General features: G+C 62.1%; 16 protein-coding genes. 8 read left to right on the top strand and 8 right to left on the bottom strand.

Annotation, left to right across the window (positions count from 1 at the left end):
• The first annotated feature begins 54 nt into the window (after positions 1–54).
• Positions 55–543 carry a hypothetical protein gene (locus KQ661_RS12735; protein ID WP_216727205.1) on the top strand — a complete coding sequence of 163 codons (489 nt, stop codon included), beginning with the start codon at positions 55–57 and terminating at the stop codon, positions 541–543.
• 56 nt (positions 544–599) lie between these two features.
• Here the strand turns inward: KQ661_RS12735 and KQ661_RS12730 are convergent, their stop codons facing one another.
• Entirely contained in the window at positions 600–2,366 is a 1,767-nt protein-coding gene (locus KQ661_RS12730) for a M61 family metallopeptidase (protein WP_317196105.1), read from the bottom strand.
• A 186-nt stretch (positions 2,367–2,552) separates the two neighbouring features.
• On the opposite strand from KQ661_RS12730, the gene KQ661_RS12725 reads away from it, so the two are divergent.
• From KQ661_RS12725 to KQ661_RS12715, 3 genes are all read left to right on the top strand, one after another.
• Positions 2,553–3,377: a C40 family peptidase gene (locus tag KQ661_RS12725; protein ID WP_216688703.1), complete on the top strand. Its 825-nt coding sequence runs from the start codon at positions 2,553–2,555 to the stop codon at positions 3,375–3,377.
• Between the two features lie 611 nt (positions 3,378–3,988).
• The gene (locus KQ661_RS12720) at positions 3,989–4,429 is read left to right on the top strand and encodes a DUF2147 domain-containing protein (RefSeq protein ID WP_216688702.1); all 441 of its coding nucleotides are present in this window, start codon (positions 3,989–3,991) and stop codon (positions 4,427–4,429) included.
• Between the two features lie 194 nt (positions 4,430–4,623).
• Positions 4,624–5,259, top strand: coding sequence for a hypothetical protein (locus tag KQ661_RS12715; protein ID WP_216727204.1), 636 nt, complete (start codon positions 4,624–4,626; stop codon positions 5,257–5,259).
• 83 nt (positions 5,260–5,342) lie between these two features.
• On the opposite strand, the gene KQ661_RS12710 is transcribed toward KQ661_RS12715, so the two are convergent.
• Positions 5,343–7,415: a M1 family metallopeptidase gene (locus KQ661_RS12710; RefSeq protein ID WP_216727203.1), complete on the bottom strand. Its 2,073-nt coding sequence runs from the start codon at positions 7,413–7,415 to the stop codon at positions 5,343–5,345.
• A 212-nt stretch (positions 7,416–7,627) separates the two neighbouring features.
• Between KQ661_RS12710 and KQ661_RS12705 the strand changes: the two genes are divergently transcribed.
• Positions 7,628–9,922 carry a T9SS type B sorting domain-containing protein gene (locus tag KQ661_RS12705; RefSeq protein ID WP_216727202.1) on the top strand — a complete coding sequence of 765 codons (2,295 nt, stop codon included), beginning with the start codon at positions 7,628–7,630 and terminating at the stop codon, positions 9,920–9,922.
• A gap of 150 nt (positions 9,923–10,072) precedes the next feature.
• On the opposite strand, the gene KQ661_RS12700 is transcribed toward KQ661_RS12705, so the two are convergent.
• The 6 genes from KQ661_RS12700 to KQ661_RS12675 all read right to left on the bottom strand — a co-directional run bounded on the left by KQ661_RS12700 (position 10,073) and on the right by KQ661_RS12675 (position 13,233).
• A complete protein-coding gene (locus KQ661_RS12700) occupies positions 10,073–10,726 on the bottom strand; it encodes a cytochrome c oxidase subunit 3 (protein WP_216688698.1) in 654 nt (217 codons plus the stop codon).
• Between the two features lie 84 nt (positions 10,727–10,810).
• Entirely contained in the window at positions 10,811–11,149 is a 339-nt protein-coding gene (locus tag KQ661_RS12695; RefSeq protein WP_216688697.1) for a hypothetical protein, read from the bottom strand.
• On the bottom strand, positions 11,142–11,384 hold the full coding sequence (locus tag KQ661_RS12690) for a hypothetical protein (RefSeq protein WP_168672771.1): 243 nt from the start codon (positions 11,382–11,384) through the stop codon (positions 11,142–11,144). The genes KQ661_RS12695 and KQ661_RS12690 overlap by 8 nt, the downstream gene beginning before the upstream one ends.
• 461 nt (positions 11,385–11,845) lie before the next feature.
• Positions 11,846–12,097, bottom strand: a complete 252-nt coding sequence (locus tag KQ661_RS12685; RefSeq protein WP_216727201.1) for a hypothetical protein — start codon at positions 12,095–12,097, stop codon at positions 11,846–11,848.
• Positions 12,098–12,142: 45 nt separating this feature from the next.
• Positions 12,143–12,736 carry a M23 family metallopeptidase gene (locus KQ661_RS12680; protein WP_216727200.1) on the bottom strand — a complete coding sequence of 198 codons (594 nt, stop codon included), beginning with the start codon at positions 12,734–12,736 and terminating at the stop codon, positions 12,143–12,145.
• Positions 12,673–13,233 carry a hypothetical protein gene (locus tag KQ661_RS12675; RefSeq protein ID WP_216727199.1) on the bottom strand — a complete coding sequence of 187 codons (561 nt, stop codon included), beginning with the start codon at positions 13,231–13,233 and terminating at the stop codon, positions 12,673–12,675. Before KQ661_RS12675 ends, KQ661_RS12680 begins: the two co-directional genes overlap by 64 nt.
• 107 nt (positions 13,234–13,340) lie before the next feature.
• Between KQ661_RS12675 and KQ661_RS12670 the strand changes: the two genes are divergently transcribed.
• The 3 genes from KQ661_RS12670 to KQ661_RS22875 all read left to right on the top strand — a co-directional run bounded on the left by KQ661_RS12670 (position 13,341) and on the right by KQ661_RS22875 (position 16,399).
• Positions 13,341–14,192: a hydroxymethylglutaryl-CoA lyase gene (locus tag KQ661_RS12670; protein WP_216727973.1), complete on the top strand. Its 852-nt coding sequence runs from the start codon at positions 13,341–13,343 to the stop codon at positions 14,190–14,192.
• A 12-nt stretch (positions 14,193–14,204) separates the two neighbouring features.
• Positions 14,205–14,948, top strand: coding sequence for a (Fe-S)-binding protein (locus KQ661_RS12665; protein ID WP_216727198.1), 744 nt, complete (start codon positions 14,205–14,207; stop codon positions 14,946–14,948).
• 203 nt (positions 14,949–15,151) lie between these two features.
• Positions 15,152–16,399: an O-antigen ligase family protein gene (locus tag KQ661_RS22875; protein ID WP_216726023.1), complete on the top strand. Its 1,248-nt coding sequence runs from the start codon at positions 15,152–15,154 to the stop codon at positions 16,397–16,399.
• Positions 16,400–16,406: the final 7 nt, after the last annotated feature.

Here is a 16,406-nt window from a genome sequence, read left to right as displayed (position 1 = left end):
TGAACTGCTGTTTTAGCGGGGCTGCAACCAAGCAGCCCCGCTTTTTTATGCCCGGTGCTGTACATAATCTGGGAGTTACTCAATCTGGTCGCACTGGGTTTGCTTCTCTGGGCAAGCTATAAAGCAGTAAAGATTCTGGCTCGCGAATGGGGAATCCTCAAAACCGGACTGTTCACATTATTGCTACTTGCCATGACGGGCGGTAAACAAAAGGCCTCGGTGCCAATGCGCACAGCAGTAAGCAATACCAATGCGCTCCGTCCCGGCATCTATTTGCCTGTTATAAGCGACAAGTTTATCAACCGCCTTTCGCTCGTTATTATCAAGAGTTCGGGCACTGATACGACGGCCGCTACCGTTGCGCAAGATTTTTCCGGCCTGGGAGTTGGTCACAAATGGGAGCCGATAGGTCCTGGCATCTATCGTTTTCAGCACGGCCAGCTGGCCTACAACATCCCGCAGCTTTTGCGCTGGAACCTACTGGGAATAAACGTCTTCACGCAATTGAAACAATTGAAAGGCACCACTACCCTGCATAACTAAAGAGGCCCCGCTCAAATTTGAGCGGGGCCTCTTTAGTTATGCAGGGTAGCCGGAAATTACTTCCCCAGCCACTTGGCCAGCACTTTCTGCTGGGCGGCGGTAGGGCTCGCCACAGGCTGAATGGTGAACTTGCGGTCGGGGTTGGGCAGGGCGCGCAGGGTGATGTCGCGGGTGAGGCCGTCGCGGCGCACCTGCAGCTTCACATCGGCACCTACGGGGCTGCTGATGAGGGCTTTCACGGTTTCGTCGCTCGGCGCGGCATCGTTGATGAGCAGGACTTCGTCGGTGGCGCTGAGGCCGGTGTTCCAGGCGGCACCGTCGCGCACTACGCTGGCCACGAGCAGCTTGCCGGTACGGTTCGAGAAGTTGGCCCCGAGGGTGCCGTCGGTGCTCAGCGGTGCGCTGGTGAGCGTGAGTCCGGCGTAGCCGAGGGCAGTGGCGAAATCGATGGGCTTGGTGTCGTACACGTTATTCAGAAAGAATTCGTCGAAGCGGCGGCCGGCCACGGTAGCCACGGCATCCTGGTATTCCTGGTCGGTGAAGCCCCGGCCGGCCTTCTTGTAATACGTGTCGTAGAGCAGGCGCATCACGTCGTCGAGGTGCTTGGTACCGTTGGTGACCTGGGCAATGTTCAGGTCGAGCCAGGTGCCAATCAGGTCACCCTTGGGGTAGTAGCTGATTTGGGTATTGCTGGAGTTTTCATTCGGCCGGTACGACTTAATCCAGGCATCAAAGCTGGACTCGGCCGCCGACTGAACGCGGTTGCCGGGCGTATTCTCCACCTCCGTGATAGTATTTCCCAGCTTACCCAGGTACTCCTCACGGCTGAGGATGCCGGCACGCGCCAGAATCTGCTTCGAGTAGTATTCCGTCATGCCCTCGCTCACCCACAGCATGTGGGTGTAGTTTTCCTGGTCGTAGTTGAACGGCCCCAGCGCCACCGGCCGGATGCGCTTCACGTTCCAGAGGTGGAAGTACTCGTGCGCCACCAAGCCCAGGAAGGACTTCAGCCCGGCATCGGTGCCGTAGGCGGCGCGGCTCACCTCCAGCGTGGTCGAATACAGGTGCTCCAGGCCACCGCCACCGCGCTCCAGGTTGTGCACGATGAACAGGTAGTGGTCGAGCGGATTCTGGCCCACCACGCGGTGCGCTTCCTCGCACACGCGCTTCATATCGGCCACCAGCTTGGTGTCGTCGGCGGTGTACTGCCCGTACATGGCTACCTGGTGCGGGGTGCCGTTGGCGGTGAATTCCAGTATTTTTTGATTGCCGATTTCAATCGGCGAATCAGCCAGCTCGTCGTAGCTCGCGGCTTTGTAGGTGAACTTGCCGGGGCCGGGGCGCAGGGCCGTGCTCACCTTCTCCCAGCCGGCGGCGGGCTGCACGGTCAGCGAGCTGTTCAGCATCTTGTTATCGGCCGGGTACATGAACACGCTGCTGCCGTTGAGGTAGCCGTGGTCGGCGTCGATAAACGACGTGCGTACGCTCAGCTCGAACGCGTACACCCGGTAGCTCACCCGGAAGCTGGCCTGCTTGGGGTGGCGTACCCGCCAGGTATTCTTGTTAATTTTCTCCGCTACCAGGGCCTGTCCGCCGCTGGTCTGGGCCTGGAAGCCCTCCACGTTTTTGGCATACTCGCGCACCAGGTACGAGCCGGGGGCCCACACGGGCATTTTCACGTCAGTATAATCGGCCGAAAAGCCGCCCAGCTCCATCTTCACCTCGAAGTAGTGGGACTGGGGCTGCGGCATGGCCAGCGTATAGCGCAGCGTGGGCACCACGGCGGCTGTTGGGCGGGCATTCACACCCTCAGCTGCTAACACAAGTCCCGCTAAAGCAGCAGTGCGCAGGAATACGTTTGAGTTTCTAAGCATTCGAAAATTAACTAAATTGGAAGCAAGGGCACAAAGTAAGCCCCGCAGGTTGCCTCCAACCTAGCAGGCGGCCCCGCCGTTAGGACCTAGCGCGGCGCTTACCCGACAGCCACGCGCCTTTTGCCGGACTTTTGTATGCGCTATATCTGGATAATTTTTGTGGGGCTGCTGATGGCGATGGTGGCCATTCTGCCGCGCCTGGGGAAGCACAAACCCGCTCCACCCATGGCGGAAACCAGCCCGTCCGACGCCGCCCTGCGTGCCCGGCCGGCATCCCTGCGCACGGCCCCCGGCGCTGCCCTCCCGCCCCGCGCCGATAGCGTGGTGGCCTTCGGGCTGGCCCAGCGCGGCACGCCCTACGTGTACGCGGGCACCTCACCGCTCACGGGCTTCGACTGCTCGGGGTTCATCATGTACACGTTTGCCCATTTCGGGGTGCCGGTACCGCATTCCACCGCCCTGCTCATCGACGTGGGCCGACCCGTGGCCCGCACCGAGGCCCAGCCCGGCGACATCATCGTGTTTACCGGCACTGCTGCCACCAACACCACGCCGGGCCACGCCGGCATTGTGATATCGCCCCGGGGCGAGCTGCCGCTGCGTTTCGTGCACGCCTCATCGTCGCGCCGCGAGCCGTTTGTGAAAGTGAACCAGGTGGAGAATTCCGACTATGAGCGGCGCTTCATGCAGGTGCGGCGGGTGCTGGGACCGGACACGGGCATTGCCGCCTCGGCGCGGCCGAAGCTGATAGCGGCCCCCGCCAGCACGCCGCCCGTGGCCGCGCTGCCTGCCCGTCGGGTGGCCGTGGCAGCAGTGGCCGCGCCTATTCCTGCGCTCCCCAAGCGGCTCGCGACGAAGAAATACCCGACAGCCGCGATTACCGCTAAGAAGAAATCGGCAGCTAAAAAGAAGTCGGCGTCTATTCCCAAGCGCAAGCGGCCGGCCACCAAGGCCAAGTAAGCCCTTCAAAACCGCTTAAACGCAACGATGCCCGGCCTGCCTTTGCCGTCCCACTAAAGGGCGGCTGGGCAAACCGGGCATCTAATCCTTCAAATCTTACCAAGCGGCGAAACTGGGGTGCAGTTCCGGCGTCTTTCAGATAAGACCTGGCCGAATGTGGGTAGCCTTAGGAGCTACCCCACGAAGCTGTTGTTAGGCGTGTACTGCGGTGAAGCGTACGACATTCGACAGGCTTGGCAGGATTTGTTTGGGACTACTAGACATTTTGTACCTCCTTTCTTTACGTTCGACATTGCCTCATTATCGCGGCCCAATAATTTAGGGATTCTCAAATGGGGTCGTAGCACTCACTACTGGCCCGTAAAGTTAATAGCAAGGGCTAAAGTTCAAAATCTGCCCGGCTTTTTCGGGGCTGCGCTGCTCAAAAAGCGGCTTTACGGCTGATTTACAGCTATATTAATTTTGCTATTGCCGCCGTATTTTTTTCTGATTGGCCCGGCGCGTAAACTTGGCTGTAAACTTGCAATAGGGGCAATAGCCAGCGTGCTGGCTTAGCTCTGAAATTTTTGCTTACCTTTTCCCCTCAAACCCACCTCATCCAATCTTCAGAAATGAAAAAAACCTTGCTCTTACTGGTTGCCCTCGTGCTGGGCCTCGCTGGCATGGCCTCCGCCCAAACCATGTCGCCGCTTGGTGTCTGGACCAATACGGAGAAGAAAGCCACCTTCGAAATCTACAAGTGCGGCGACAAGCTGTGCGGCAAAATCGTGAGCCTGACCATTCCCAACGACCCCGCCACCGGCAAACCCAAAACCGACTCGCAGAACCCCGATGCCAAGCTGCGCAGCCGCCCTCGTCTAGGCCTGGTATTTATGCAGGGCTTTAAGTATGACGACAATAACAAGTGGGACGATGGCAAAATCTACGACCCCGAAACCGGCAAAACCTACTCCTGCTACATGAAGATGGAAAGCCAGAACACGATGGAAGTGAAAGGCTACATCGGCTTCTCGCTCATCGGCAAATCGCAGACCTGGACGCGGGTAAAATAACCCCGGCACCTGCCCCTGCTTAGCTCGTGCTACGGCCGGCTCTCTACCCCGAGGGCCGGCCGCTTTTTGTGGCACGGTATCGGTAAGACGGCAGCTAATTGGGCTTATATGGGCATATTTGAAGGTTAAAGTTGCATGCCGCTCTTAAACTATTTGTCCGAGCCGGTGTTCTGACTCCACTAAAGCATCTTGTTTTGTTCAATTTCATTCAGCAGTTATTTCGCCCTGAAGAGGCCGCCCCGGCTGCCTGGCACGCCGTGGCACTCACGGCGGCGCAGGTTCGGCGACACGCCCGCTGGGTAGAGCAGCATGTGTTTTTGAACTGGCTGGAGCCCTACTACAAGGCCTACCACCTGCGCAAGGGCGGAGCCGGCGGCAGCCGCGGCCTGCAAGTGCAGCAGCTACACGAACAGGGCCGCCAGGGAGCCATATTTTTCTTCGACCCCACCATCGGGCCGGGCAATTTCCGACATTTCTACGAGCACCTGGGCGAGCGCCTGCTCGGGCTGGGCTACCACCGCGCCTGCGCCGACCAGTGCACCCAACGCAAGCAGCACCTGCGCGAAACCGTGCTCAAGCAACTCTTCAAGCCCAACCCTACCGACTGCCCCGATACCGGCCACTGCAACCAGCGCTTCGGCCTGGTTACCATCGATTTGGTAGTAGTAAACGGTCAGCCCATGTTTATCCGCCTCACCAACAACGCGGTGCTGCAACCCGGTTTCACACCCGCCGGCTCGTTTGATGAGCTGCTCCGGCACCTGCTGGATGCCCCGCCGCCCACGCCGGCCACCCAAGCCCTGATAGCCGAATACCACAACCAGTTCTAACGGCTCATTACCAATATATTAACCAAAATAAAGGCCGCTCCCGGATTGGGAGTGGCCTTTATTTTGGGTGACGAAGCAGGGCGCTATTCCCGCACAAACTGCGCCCGGCCCAGCATATTGCCATCGAGGCCCAGCAGGCGCAGGTAGTACAGGCCCGATGCCAAGCTGTGAGTATCAATCTGAGGATGTGCTGCTTGCAGAGCCTGGCGCAGCACTACGCGGCCGGTGGCATCTACTACTTCGGCCCGCGCGGTGGTAGCGGGCACGGCGGCGAGCTGCAACTGGTTGTGGCAGGGTACCGGAAAGAGGGTGAGTGGGGTCACGCCGGCCGTGGCGCGGGTGGCGAGCACGAGGGTGTTGTCGCGCACGGGCGCGGCGGCGGGCAGGTCCAGAATCCACTGGTCGGGGTCGACGGTGATGCTGGAAACTGTGCCGGTGGCCGCAAACTGAAACGTTTGGGTGGCCTGCGTCTGGCGCAGGCGCACCGTTTGCGTGGTGCCGTTGGTGAAGGTGAGGCGGTAGTCGACTTCGGTATCGAAGAATGACGTGACGGTGGGCACCGAGGCCGTTTCGGTCACGCGCAGCACGACGATGCTGCCCACCTGGTTCCACCGGCCGTTGAAGGTAGGGTAGCCATTGCCCCGGAACCACTGCTGAAAGAAGTAGGTGAGCGAGCGGCCGGCTTCGGCCTCGAAGATGCGCTGCAAGTCGGCGGTATGGGCCGTGGAGGCGCGGTAGGTGGTCTGGTACGTGCGCAGGGCGCGGAAAAACTTTACGTCATCGTTCAGCAGATAGCGCAGCATGTGGATAACGGCCGCGCCCTTCTTATAGGTCAGAGCGGTGCTGAAAATGCGGTTCACGTTGGTGGTATCGGCCACGTACACGCTGCCGGAATTCTGCTGGGCCGTGCCGTGCGCATTGTCCATCCAGGTGCGGGCACTGGCGGGAGTGGCAAAGGCCTGATACGAAAGGTATTCGCCGTAGGAAGCAAAGCCCTCGTTCAGCCAGATATCCTCCCAGGAGGCGCAGGTCACGTTGTCGCCGAACCACTGGTGGAACAGCTCATGGGCGGTGAGGTTGAAGAAAAACCCGTCCTGCGTGGTCATGGTCTGGTGTTCCATGCCACCGCCCAGGCCCAGCGGGGCCATGCTGTGGCCGTACTTCTCGTTGGCAAACGGGTAGAGGCCCACCAGACTGGAGTAGTTTTCGATGAAGCCCGGCGTGCGGTCAATCTCGCTCTGATAATAAGTCAGAGCCGCCTGGTTGTAGAGGTAGTTGACGATGGGCACCGTGGGCCCGCCCGCCGGGTGCGCGTAGTTCACGTATTCCACATACGGAGCCACCGCTACCGAAATCAGGTAATAATCAATCGGATAACGTGATTTCCACTCGTAGCGCACCTTGTTATTGGGCAGCGTGACGGTGCGCGTGAGCACGCCGTTGGAGCCCACTTTATTGGGCAGCGTGGTGGTCACCCACACGTCGCAGGAATCAGCTTTATCCGTGAGCACCTGCTTGCAGGGAAACCACTCGTGGGCTGAGAATGGCTCCGACAGGCTGTAAGTGATGTTGTACGGGATGGTGATGTTGTAGCCAATCTGGCCCTGGGTACGGTTGCTCAAGCCGTTGCCGATGGCGGCGGAGTTGCCGCTCGGGGCCGTGCCATGGTAGTAGATGCGGGCATCGGCCAGGGCATTGGCGGGAGCCACCTGGGCCAGCCGGGCCGTCACGTCCTGCCCCACGCGCCGGATGCCGGGCGAGCGTTTCCCGTTCACCACCACCGAATCGATGAGCAGCGTGGCTGTGCCGGCGGGCGAGCCTGCCGGGGCCTGGTAGAGCTCAAACGCGAGCGAATCGAGGGCCTGGCTGCCCACCCGCACGCGCATCAGCACCGAGCCGGCCACGTTCAGCGAGGTGTTTTCCAGGGCCAGGTCGAGCTTGTAGTATTTGACATCGTAGTGGTTCATGCGGGCGCGGTGGGTCACCGATGAGGTAGCAGTGCGCTGGGCGCTGGCAATGCGGCCCGCCGCGCAGACCAGGCCGGCATCTGGCCCAGCTGCAATCTGCTGCGACGCCGATGGCGTAGATTGGGCCAGCAGCAACCCGGGAGCGCTGAGCAAGGCACTGACAAATAGCGCGTAGAGACGACGATGCATAAAAAGAAATCGTGGAAAGGTGAGGAGGTTGAATCCAGGCCGCGGCGGTTGAAAAATCAGCATCCGAAGGTACGGTGGCGAAGGTAAAAGTGGCTAGGCCGGCAGTGGTAGCCACGCGCCCCAGATGCCCGCAGCGGGCGGGCTTATATGTTGGCGGGGCTGGTCGTATATTTCGGCTTTATCACAATTTAATTCGCTTTTTCTCTTTTGGCATGCCCTACCGCTTCCGCCTGCCTCACCCCTTCCTGCTTGGTTTTCTGTTGTTTATAACAGGTTGGCTGGGCGTAGCGGGGCCAGCGAATGCTACGCACATCGTGGGGGGTGAAATGGAGCTGGTGCACAATTCCGGTGACTCGTACACGCTGCTGCTCAACCTCTACTTTGATGCCTACAACGGCAGCCCCAGTGCCCTCGATGCCGACCTGACGGCCAGCATTTTCGACAAAGCTACCAACGACCGGATGATGAACGTGCTGCTGCCCCTCACCAGCAACACCTTCGTAAGCTACACCAACCCAGCCTGCGCCAAGCCCACGCTCAGCACCCGCCGGCTGGTGTACAGCAAGCTGATTACGCTGCCGCCCGGCACCTACAACGGGCCCCAGGGCTACTACGCGGCCGTGGAGCGCTGCTGCCGCAACAACTCCATCAGCAACATTGTGGACCCCGGCGCGGCGGCCCAAACCTTCTACCTCGAATTTCCGGCCGTGGTACGGCGCGGCCAGCCTTTTTACGATTCCACGCCCCGCATTTTCCCGCCCTTGGCCGACTATGCCTGCCGCAACGAGCTGTTTTACTACGACTTCGGGGGCAAGGATGCCGACCAGGACTCGCTGGTCTACGAGCTGATGACCCCGCTCAACGGGCATTCCAGCACCAGCACGCCCAAGCCGGCTGCGGCTTCGCCGGGGCCCTACTCCCCCATCACCTGGCAGCTGCCCGCCCCGGCACTGCCCGGCCAGCCGGCGCTGCCGCCCCTGGGCCCGCTCAACCAGATTCCGGGCACGCCTACGCTGCAAATCAACCGCTTCACGGGGCGGCTCACGGTGCGGCCCAGCAACCTGGGCCTGTTTGTGTTCGGAGTGAGCTGCTCGGAATACCGGAAGGGCGAAAAAATCGGGGAATGCCGCCGCGATTTTCAGCTCATGGTCCTCAACTGCCCCACCAACACCAAGCCCAGCATGGTACTGCTGCCTGCCACCACCGGCAATGTGCCCTACCGGCCGGGCCGCGATACCCTGCGCCTGGTGCCGGGCGGCAACCACTGCGTGCGCCTGCGCTTCACCGACCCCGACCCCAACTCGCGCCTGTCGCTGTCGCTGAGTCCGGTTAATTTTTCGGGCCTGCTGCCGGCGTTCACCACGGCCACCAGCGGCGCGGTGCGCAGCCCCGGCCAGCCCGATACGCTCACGGCCACCCTCTGCTTTCCCGCCTGCATCGACACCCAGGGCAAGGTATTTCTGTTGGATGTGGTGGTGGGCGACGACGGCTGCAGCTTGCCCAAGCGCGATACCGTGCGCGTGGCCTTCACGTCGGTGCCACCGCCTAACTCGCTCCCTACGCTTACTACCACGGCCGGTCCGGGCCTGCCCCTGCACGTGCGCGTGGGCGACCTGGTCACCTTCAACCTGACGGGCACCGACCCCGATAATGACCCCATTCAACTGGAAATGAGCGGGCGAGGATTTTCTCCCGCCAGCCTGGACGCCACGCTCACGCAGGCATCGGCCGGCAACCAGCAGCTGGGCCGCTTCAGCTGGCGCGTCGACTGCCGGGCGGTGGGGCCGGATTCGGTGCTGGTGTTTCAGTTTGAAGCGGCCACTTCGCCTTGCGCCAAGCGACAGGCGACGATGATTTCGGTGCCCATCGTGGTGCGCTACACCAATACGCCACCGGTGCTCACGGCCAGCCCGCTTTTCCCGCTGCCCACGGGCGCGGGGCTGCTGCCCGTGGTACGCCTGCCACTGGGAGCCACGTTCACCGCCACGCTGGCTGGCGTAGATGCCGACCGCGACGACCTGACAATGACGGCTACCAGCGAAAATTTCTCATTGGCCGAAGCCGGGATGAGCTTCAAGGCCCAGAATGGTGTGGGCGTGGCCGCCGGCCAGTTTCGCTGGGACGTGAGCTGCGATGCCGTGGCACTGCGCCGCCCGTTGGACGTAACCTTCCAGCTGGTAGACGCCACCTGCCGGCCCGTCGCCCAGCGGCAGACCGTACGCTTCGAAATCATCCGGCCCGACTCGCCGGAGCTGAAGCTCTACAACATCATCACCCCAAACGGCGACCAGGTAAACGACGAGTTCCGCCTGCCAGGGCTGCCGCTAAACTTCTGCGATGAGCAGTTTGCCAGCGTCCGGATTTTCTCGCGCTGGGGGCAGTTGCTCTTCGAGTCGAAGGACCGGGGATTCCGCTGGCCCGGCGAAGGCAGCGCCAGTATGTACTACTACTTCGTGACGTACACCGATGGCCGCTCTTTCAAAGGTTGGCTGGAGGTGAAACCTTAGCCGAGCTTAAGTATTTGGTTACCGCCCGGCCCCGGTCCGACCGCCTAGGGCGGTCGGACCGGGGCCGGTTCACTGCACGATTTTCAACGCAAAGGGCCGCTCCAGATGGAGCGGCCCTTTGCGTTGAAAATCAATAACTAATATTCGATTTCAATACATAAAAAGAAAGACGGCGAACAGTGCCACCCACAACACATCGATGAAGTGCCAGTAGGCACCCAGGAGCTGTAACTGCCGCCGGTAATACGGGTTTCGGATAAAGACGAGCGCGCGCACGGCGTCGCGGTCGGCGTGGGTCACGCGGAGCAGCAATGCCAGCAAGAAGAGCATTCCGCCCAGCAGGTGGGCCACGTGCAGCGCCGATATCAGGTAGATGAACTGGCCGCTGCTGGTGCTGGTACTACCCTGGAAGAGCACGCCCTGCGTCATCAAATCGCGCCAGCCCAGCAGTTGCAGGCCGGCAAATATGCAGCCCAGCAGCAGCGTGGCCCCGAGGCAGCGGGCCAGACTGCCCAAGTCGTCCTGCGCGTAGAGGCGCCGGGCCTGGCCCATGGTGTAGCTGCTCACCAGCAGCACAATGGTGCTGAGTGAGAAGTAGCGGGGTAGCGAGTGAAGCCCGGTGGGCACCCCGCTGCGCACACGGGTGGACACGTAGGCCGCCACCAGCATGACAAACATGATGGTGATGGCCACCATGGCCAAGTAGCCAGCCATCAGCAGCGGAGGCATTCGTTCGATACGGCCAAACGACGACGAGTTGCGCCGGGCTCCTACCTGATTATTACGTTCGTATTCGGAGTTCATGGGGTAGCACCAAGGGGGTGTACTATGAAAACTAACCCGGTGGTAATTAGTTGCACAGCCCCTCAGAATTGCCCGAAAGTTGCGCTACTTGAAGAACGACCCAATTTTACCCAGCACGGCGTTGAGGGTAATTTTTGGAGTGCGCTGCACGCCAAAAGTCACGTAGGTTTTGCCGCCCACGCGCAGGTCGAGCACCCAGCCCAACTGCCGGGCCAGGTCGTTGATTTGCTGGAGCGGATCGGGGCCGGTGGATTTGGGAGCTTTAGGAATTCCCGGCGGCTTGGGCGGGCCCGCCGTGAGCTGGTCGAGCACCTGCTGACTCGGAATGTTCAGGATGAGGTAGGTACCGGAAGCAGCCAGCTGCAACGCATGGCCGTTCCAGGTGATGACCAGCTGAGCATCGATTTCGAGCGTGCTAGGCACCGGGGGTGGGGTTGGTACTGGTGGGCAATTGGGGCGCGCCCGGCTGCTCGCCCCGCGTTCGGATGCGCAGGGAGCCGTTCAGCTTCCAAGTGGCGGCGGGGGCACTGGGGTTTTGCGGGTTGGGCACTTGCAACTCAATCTGGTCGAAGGCGCAGCTAAGCTCAACGCCGCCCGAGAGCTTACCGAGCAGCGAGGCGGCCATGTCGGCCCAGTTGGAAGAGGAAGAATCAGGCATAAAAACAGGAAAGTGATGGTGAAAACCAAGCGGCCAAAATGCCCGCGAAAACGAGCCAGCCGGCCGCAAAGTACGACCTTTGCCCCTGCTAACGCAATGCGCAGGCCAGAGTTGCAGCTTCATCCGCCGGGGCGTAATCCTGCGTACAGCCTCTGTAATCGCATTTATTGATTCTTGCTCAATGCCCTTCCCTGCTTTACGCTTCCTCGGCGCGGCAGCCTGCCTGCTCTTTATTTCGCCCCCCGCCCAGGCGCAGCCCTCGGCCGATGCCAGGCGCTTTCCCCGCATTTCCGACCTCGCCGACCTCAACTTTGAGCCCAGCAACCCACCGCCACCTGCTGCCAGCCACGACCGTCCCTTCGGCCTGCGCAAAGGCTACTCCCCACCACCCGCCGGGCTATTTTATTGGGAGGAAATGGCCGGGCCGGATGCCCGCCCAGCAGCATCCAACTACCAGACCATCAATCTCGAAGCCAAAGAATGGCCCAGCCGGTTTCGCCCTGCGGGCCTCGCAGCAGGCTATATTGGGCCGCCTGCCCCAGCACCACCACGGGAGTACGGGCCGCCAGTGCCCCCCAGGCCGGCGCGGCGCGTTCCGGCCCCACCAGCAGGTCGGTAGCCACGGGTAGCGACAGTCGGCGCAAGGGCGCGGCCACTGCCGCTTCCACGGCCTTGGCAGTCACGCAGCCAATCTGGCCGGTGGGGGTTTGCACCCGTAGCACGGCTCCTTGCTGACCGAGTATCAGTAAGGAGCCGTGCTACGGGGCTTTTATTAGCTGTTGAATAGCAATATTTTGGCCGGATTCCGGCGATGGACGGAGCACAGCTTCCGTCCGCAACCGCACGAACTCGCCCCGGCGGTCGGGGCCGGCGGGGGTACTGAGCGGGCGGGCGGCGCGGCGTACAAACGGCAGCGGGTCGAGCGCCCCCTGGCCACTACGGTAGATACCAAAATGCAGGTGCGGCACGGTGGTACGGGCATTGCCGGTGTTGCCCACCAGGCCCAGCGTGTCGCCGGCGCGCACGTGCTGGCCGGGCACCACCAGCTGCTTGTCGAGGTGGGCATAATAGAGGTGTTCGCCGTGCTCGGCATCGGCCAGCCACACCACGCGGCCACCCAGCGGGGTTTCGCCGGTGCGGCTGATATAGCCCGCCGTGGCGGCCACGGCGGGTGTGCCGCGCGGGGCAAAAATATCGATGCCCTCGTGGCGGCGGGCTCCGCCATCGCGGTCGGCGCCCCAGAAGCTGCCGGCGGCGGCATCGCGGCGGCCCAGCACCGGGAATATGCTCAGACTGGGCTCGCGGCGCAAGCGCAGGGTGTAGCGGCCGGCGGATAGCAGTTCGGGCTGCACCCGCAGCAGGTGCTGGCCAATGGTTTCGGCCCGGTAGCGGAAGTCGAGGGTGAGCGTATCGGCATTGGCCAGGGGGGCGGGGGGCGGCCGGGCACCATTTCAAACGCATCCAGAAGCACGCGGGCATTGGTGCCCGGGGCCAGGGCGAGGCTCACGTGTGCCTGCCCGCTGGCCTGCACGGCATAGCGGTAGCTGGCAGCGGCGGGGCGCTCGGGGCGGAAATAGCCGGTTTCGGCAAAGGGCAAAGCGACCACCAGCGAGTCGCGCAGGGCCTGGACGGCGGCCGTGAGCCAGGCGCGGCCCGCCGGGCGCTGATCGAGGCCGGCCTGATGCAGCTGGCGGGCGTAGGCCTGGTGCGGGGTCGATTTTCGAAACAGCGCCTGCAGGGTTTGCTGCTTGCTGCAGCCGGCGCTGAAAAGCAGGGCGGCCCCGAACAGCAGGAGCCATAAGAATCCGAAGAGTAGCCGGGCAATCAGCCGCCCCGGGTAGCAAACCACTTATTGTGCATGCCTCCCAACACGACAGTCCGGCGGGTAGTTCGGCCCACAGCGGCGCGGGCTGCTACCTTTGGGACATTCACCCCGGCCCCCTCACACCCCTGCCCATGAAGCTTATTGAATGCCCCCGCGATGCCATGCAGGGCCTGCCCGACTTCATTCCCACGGCCACCAAAACCGCCTACCTCAATACCCTACTGCAAGTGGGTTTTGATACGCTGGACTTTGGCTCCTTCGTATCACCTAAATCCATTCCGCAGCTGCGCGATACGGCCGAAGTGCTGGCCGGTCTCGACCTGAGCACCACCCGCACCAAGCTCCTGGCCATCGTGGCCAACCTGCGCGGGGCCGAAGCGGCCCTGCAACACCCCGAAATCAGCTACCTGGGCTTTCCGCTCTCGGTATCGGAAACCTTCCAGCGGCGCAACACCAACCAGAGCCCGACCGAAGCCCTGGCCGACGTGGCCGCCATGCACGAGCGCTGCGAGCAGCACGGCAAAACCCTGGTTACCTACCTGTCCATGGGCTTCGGCAACCCCTACGGCGATGCCTGGAACCCGGAAATCGTAACCGATTTCACGGCGCGGCTAGCGGCGCTGGGTATCCACATCGTGGCGCTGTCCGATACCATTGGGGCCTCCATAGCGGCCACCATCGAGCCGCTGTTTGCGGCCCTGATTCCGGCTTTCCCGACCATTGAGTTTGGGGCGCACCTGCACACCACGCCCACCACCTGGCACGAGAAAGTGGCCGCCGCCTACGCGGCCGGCTGCCGCCGCTTCGACGGGGCCATTGGCGGCATTGGCGGCTGCCCCATGGCCACCGATGAGCTGACGGGCAACATGGCTACTGAGAATTTATTGGCTTTTCTAGCCGAAAAGGAAGTAGATTCGGGACTGAACCCGGTGGCGTTCGGACAGGCCCGGGTGGCGGCGGGCCAGATTTTTAGGTTTCACTAATACTTTGTGCTGATGCCGACTACCGTCGATATTTTCATCCCCTGCTTCGTCGACCAGCTTTACCCGGCCACGGCCATGCACATGGTGCGCGTGCTGGAGCGGGTGGGCGTAAAAGCCAACTACAACCCCAACCAAACCTGCTGCGGCCAGCCGGCCTACAACGCCGGCTACGTAGACCAGAGCCGGGCAGTGGCCGATAAGTTCCTGACCGATTTTGCCGCGCCGGCTACCGATACCCAGCGCTACATCGTGAGCCCGTCGGCCTCGTGCGTGGGCATGGTGCGCAACAGCTATACCGATTTGTATACGGACCAACCCGGGCGCGCCGCCTGCCAGACCGTGCAGGGCCGCGTGCACGAGCTAACCGAATTCCTGGTGGATGTGCTGGGAATCACGGCCATACCCGGGGCGCGCCTGGATGGCAAGTACACCTACCACGACTCCTGCTCAGGCCTGCGCGAGTGCCACATCCGGGCGCAGCCGCGCCAGCTGCTGGATGCCGTGGCCGGCCTGGAGCGCATTGAAATGGCCGAAACCACCACCTGCTGCGGCTTCGGTGGCACGTTTGCGGTAAAGTTTGAAGCCATTTCCGTGGCCATGGCCCAGCAGAAAGCAGAGTACGCCCTCGATACCGGTGCCGATTTCATCGTGAGCACCGACGTGAGCTGCCTCATGCACCTCGAATCCTATATTAAAAAGGAGAAGCTGCCGTTGAAGTGCCTGCACGTGGCCGACGTACTGGCCAGCGGCTGGTAGCAGTGAGCAGTGAGCAGTGAGCAGTGAGCAGTGAGCAGTGAGCAGTGAGCAGTGAGCAAAAGAACGTCATGCTGAGCGCAGCCGAAGCATCTCTAACGCAGTAGTAATTAGTTGCTATTGCAGTAGAGATGCTTCGGCTGCGCTCAGCATGACGTTCTGTGCCATCGTTTTTTCAAACCTAAAATACCATCCCCTTCTTTTTCGTGCAGCATTATTTATCCGGCCGGCTTTCGCAGTATCTGCTGCTGCTGGCTTGTCTGGCGGGCATTGCGGGCCTGCTGGCTTCGCGGGCGCTCATTGCCATTGCGCCCATCGTGGGCGTGGTGGCAGCCCTGGCCAACCCGCAGCTGCGGCACGCCATTCTGGGGTATTTCCGTAACGGGGCAGCGATGCGGGCGGCAGCCGTAGTAGTTTTTCTGCTGGTTAGTGGCTTATACACCACTGATTTGCTGGTGTGGCGGCACGAATTATTCCGCGACCTGACCTGGCTGGCGGTGCCGCTGGCCTTCACGCTGGCCGTGCCCCTCACGCGGGGGCAGCGCCTGGCGGTGGGCAGCGGGTTTGTGCTGAGCGTGGCCGCCGTGGGACTAATTACCCTGGCACAATACTGGCAAGACCCCACGGCGGCCAACGAGGATATCCTTTTGGGTCGGAACATGCCGGTAGCCACCCACATTTTTCATATCACCTTCGGGGTGATGCTGGCCCTGGGGGCCTTCTGGGGCATGATGCTGCGGCGGCACGAGCTGGCGCGCCCGTGGCTGCGGGCGGCCCTGCTGGGGGCGGCAGCCGTGGCGGCGCTCACGCTGCACGTACTGGCATACCGCACCGGGCTGCTGGTGTTTTACGCGGCCCTGCTGGCGGTGGTGGTGCGCCTGCTCATGCGCCGTAATCTGGTGCTGGGCCTGGCGCTGCTCGTGCTGTTGATGGTGGGCCCATGGGCGGCCTATCGGGGGCTCGAATCGGTGCGCAAACGGGTAGATTCGTCCTTATGGGACGTGAGGCAGTTCACGAATGAGCATGACATCAACGAAACTTCCCTGTCACGGCGTTTGGTCGCCATCGAAACCGCCCGGCAGGTCATTGCCCAGCATTGGCTGGTGGGCGTAGCCCCGGCCGATGCCCGGGCGGCCATGATGCACCAGTACGACTGGCAGGGATTTGGCCTGCGAACCGAAAACCGCATTGAGGTGCACAACCAGTTCCTGCAGGCCATGGTGGGCGGCGGTGTGCTGGGCCTGACCCTGCTGCTGGCGCTAATGTTCTGGCCACTTACCCGGCCCTGGGCGCGGCGGCAGCCAGCCATCGGACTTTTCCTGCTGGTACAGGCCGCCAGCATGCTGGTCGATGCGCCGCTGGACCTGCAGCTGGGTCTGAACCTCTTCGTGTTCGGCTACGGCTTCCTGATAGTGGCCGGCGAGCGCCAGGCCACCCAGGAGCTGGCAGCCTAGCGCATTC

The organism is Hymenobacter siberiensis, assembly GCF_018967845.1.
Classification (GTDB): Bacteria; Bacteroidota; Bacteroidia; order Cytophagales; family Hymenobacteraceae; genus Hymenobacter; species Hymenobacter siberiensis.
Note: the sequence above shows the minus strand (reverse complement) of the source record. Positions and strands in the feature narration are given on the sequence as shown.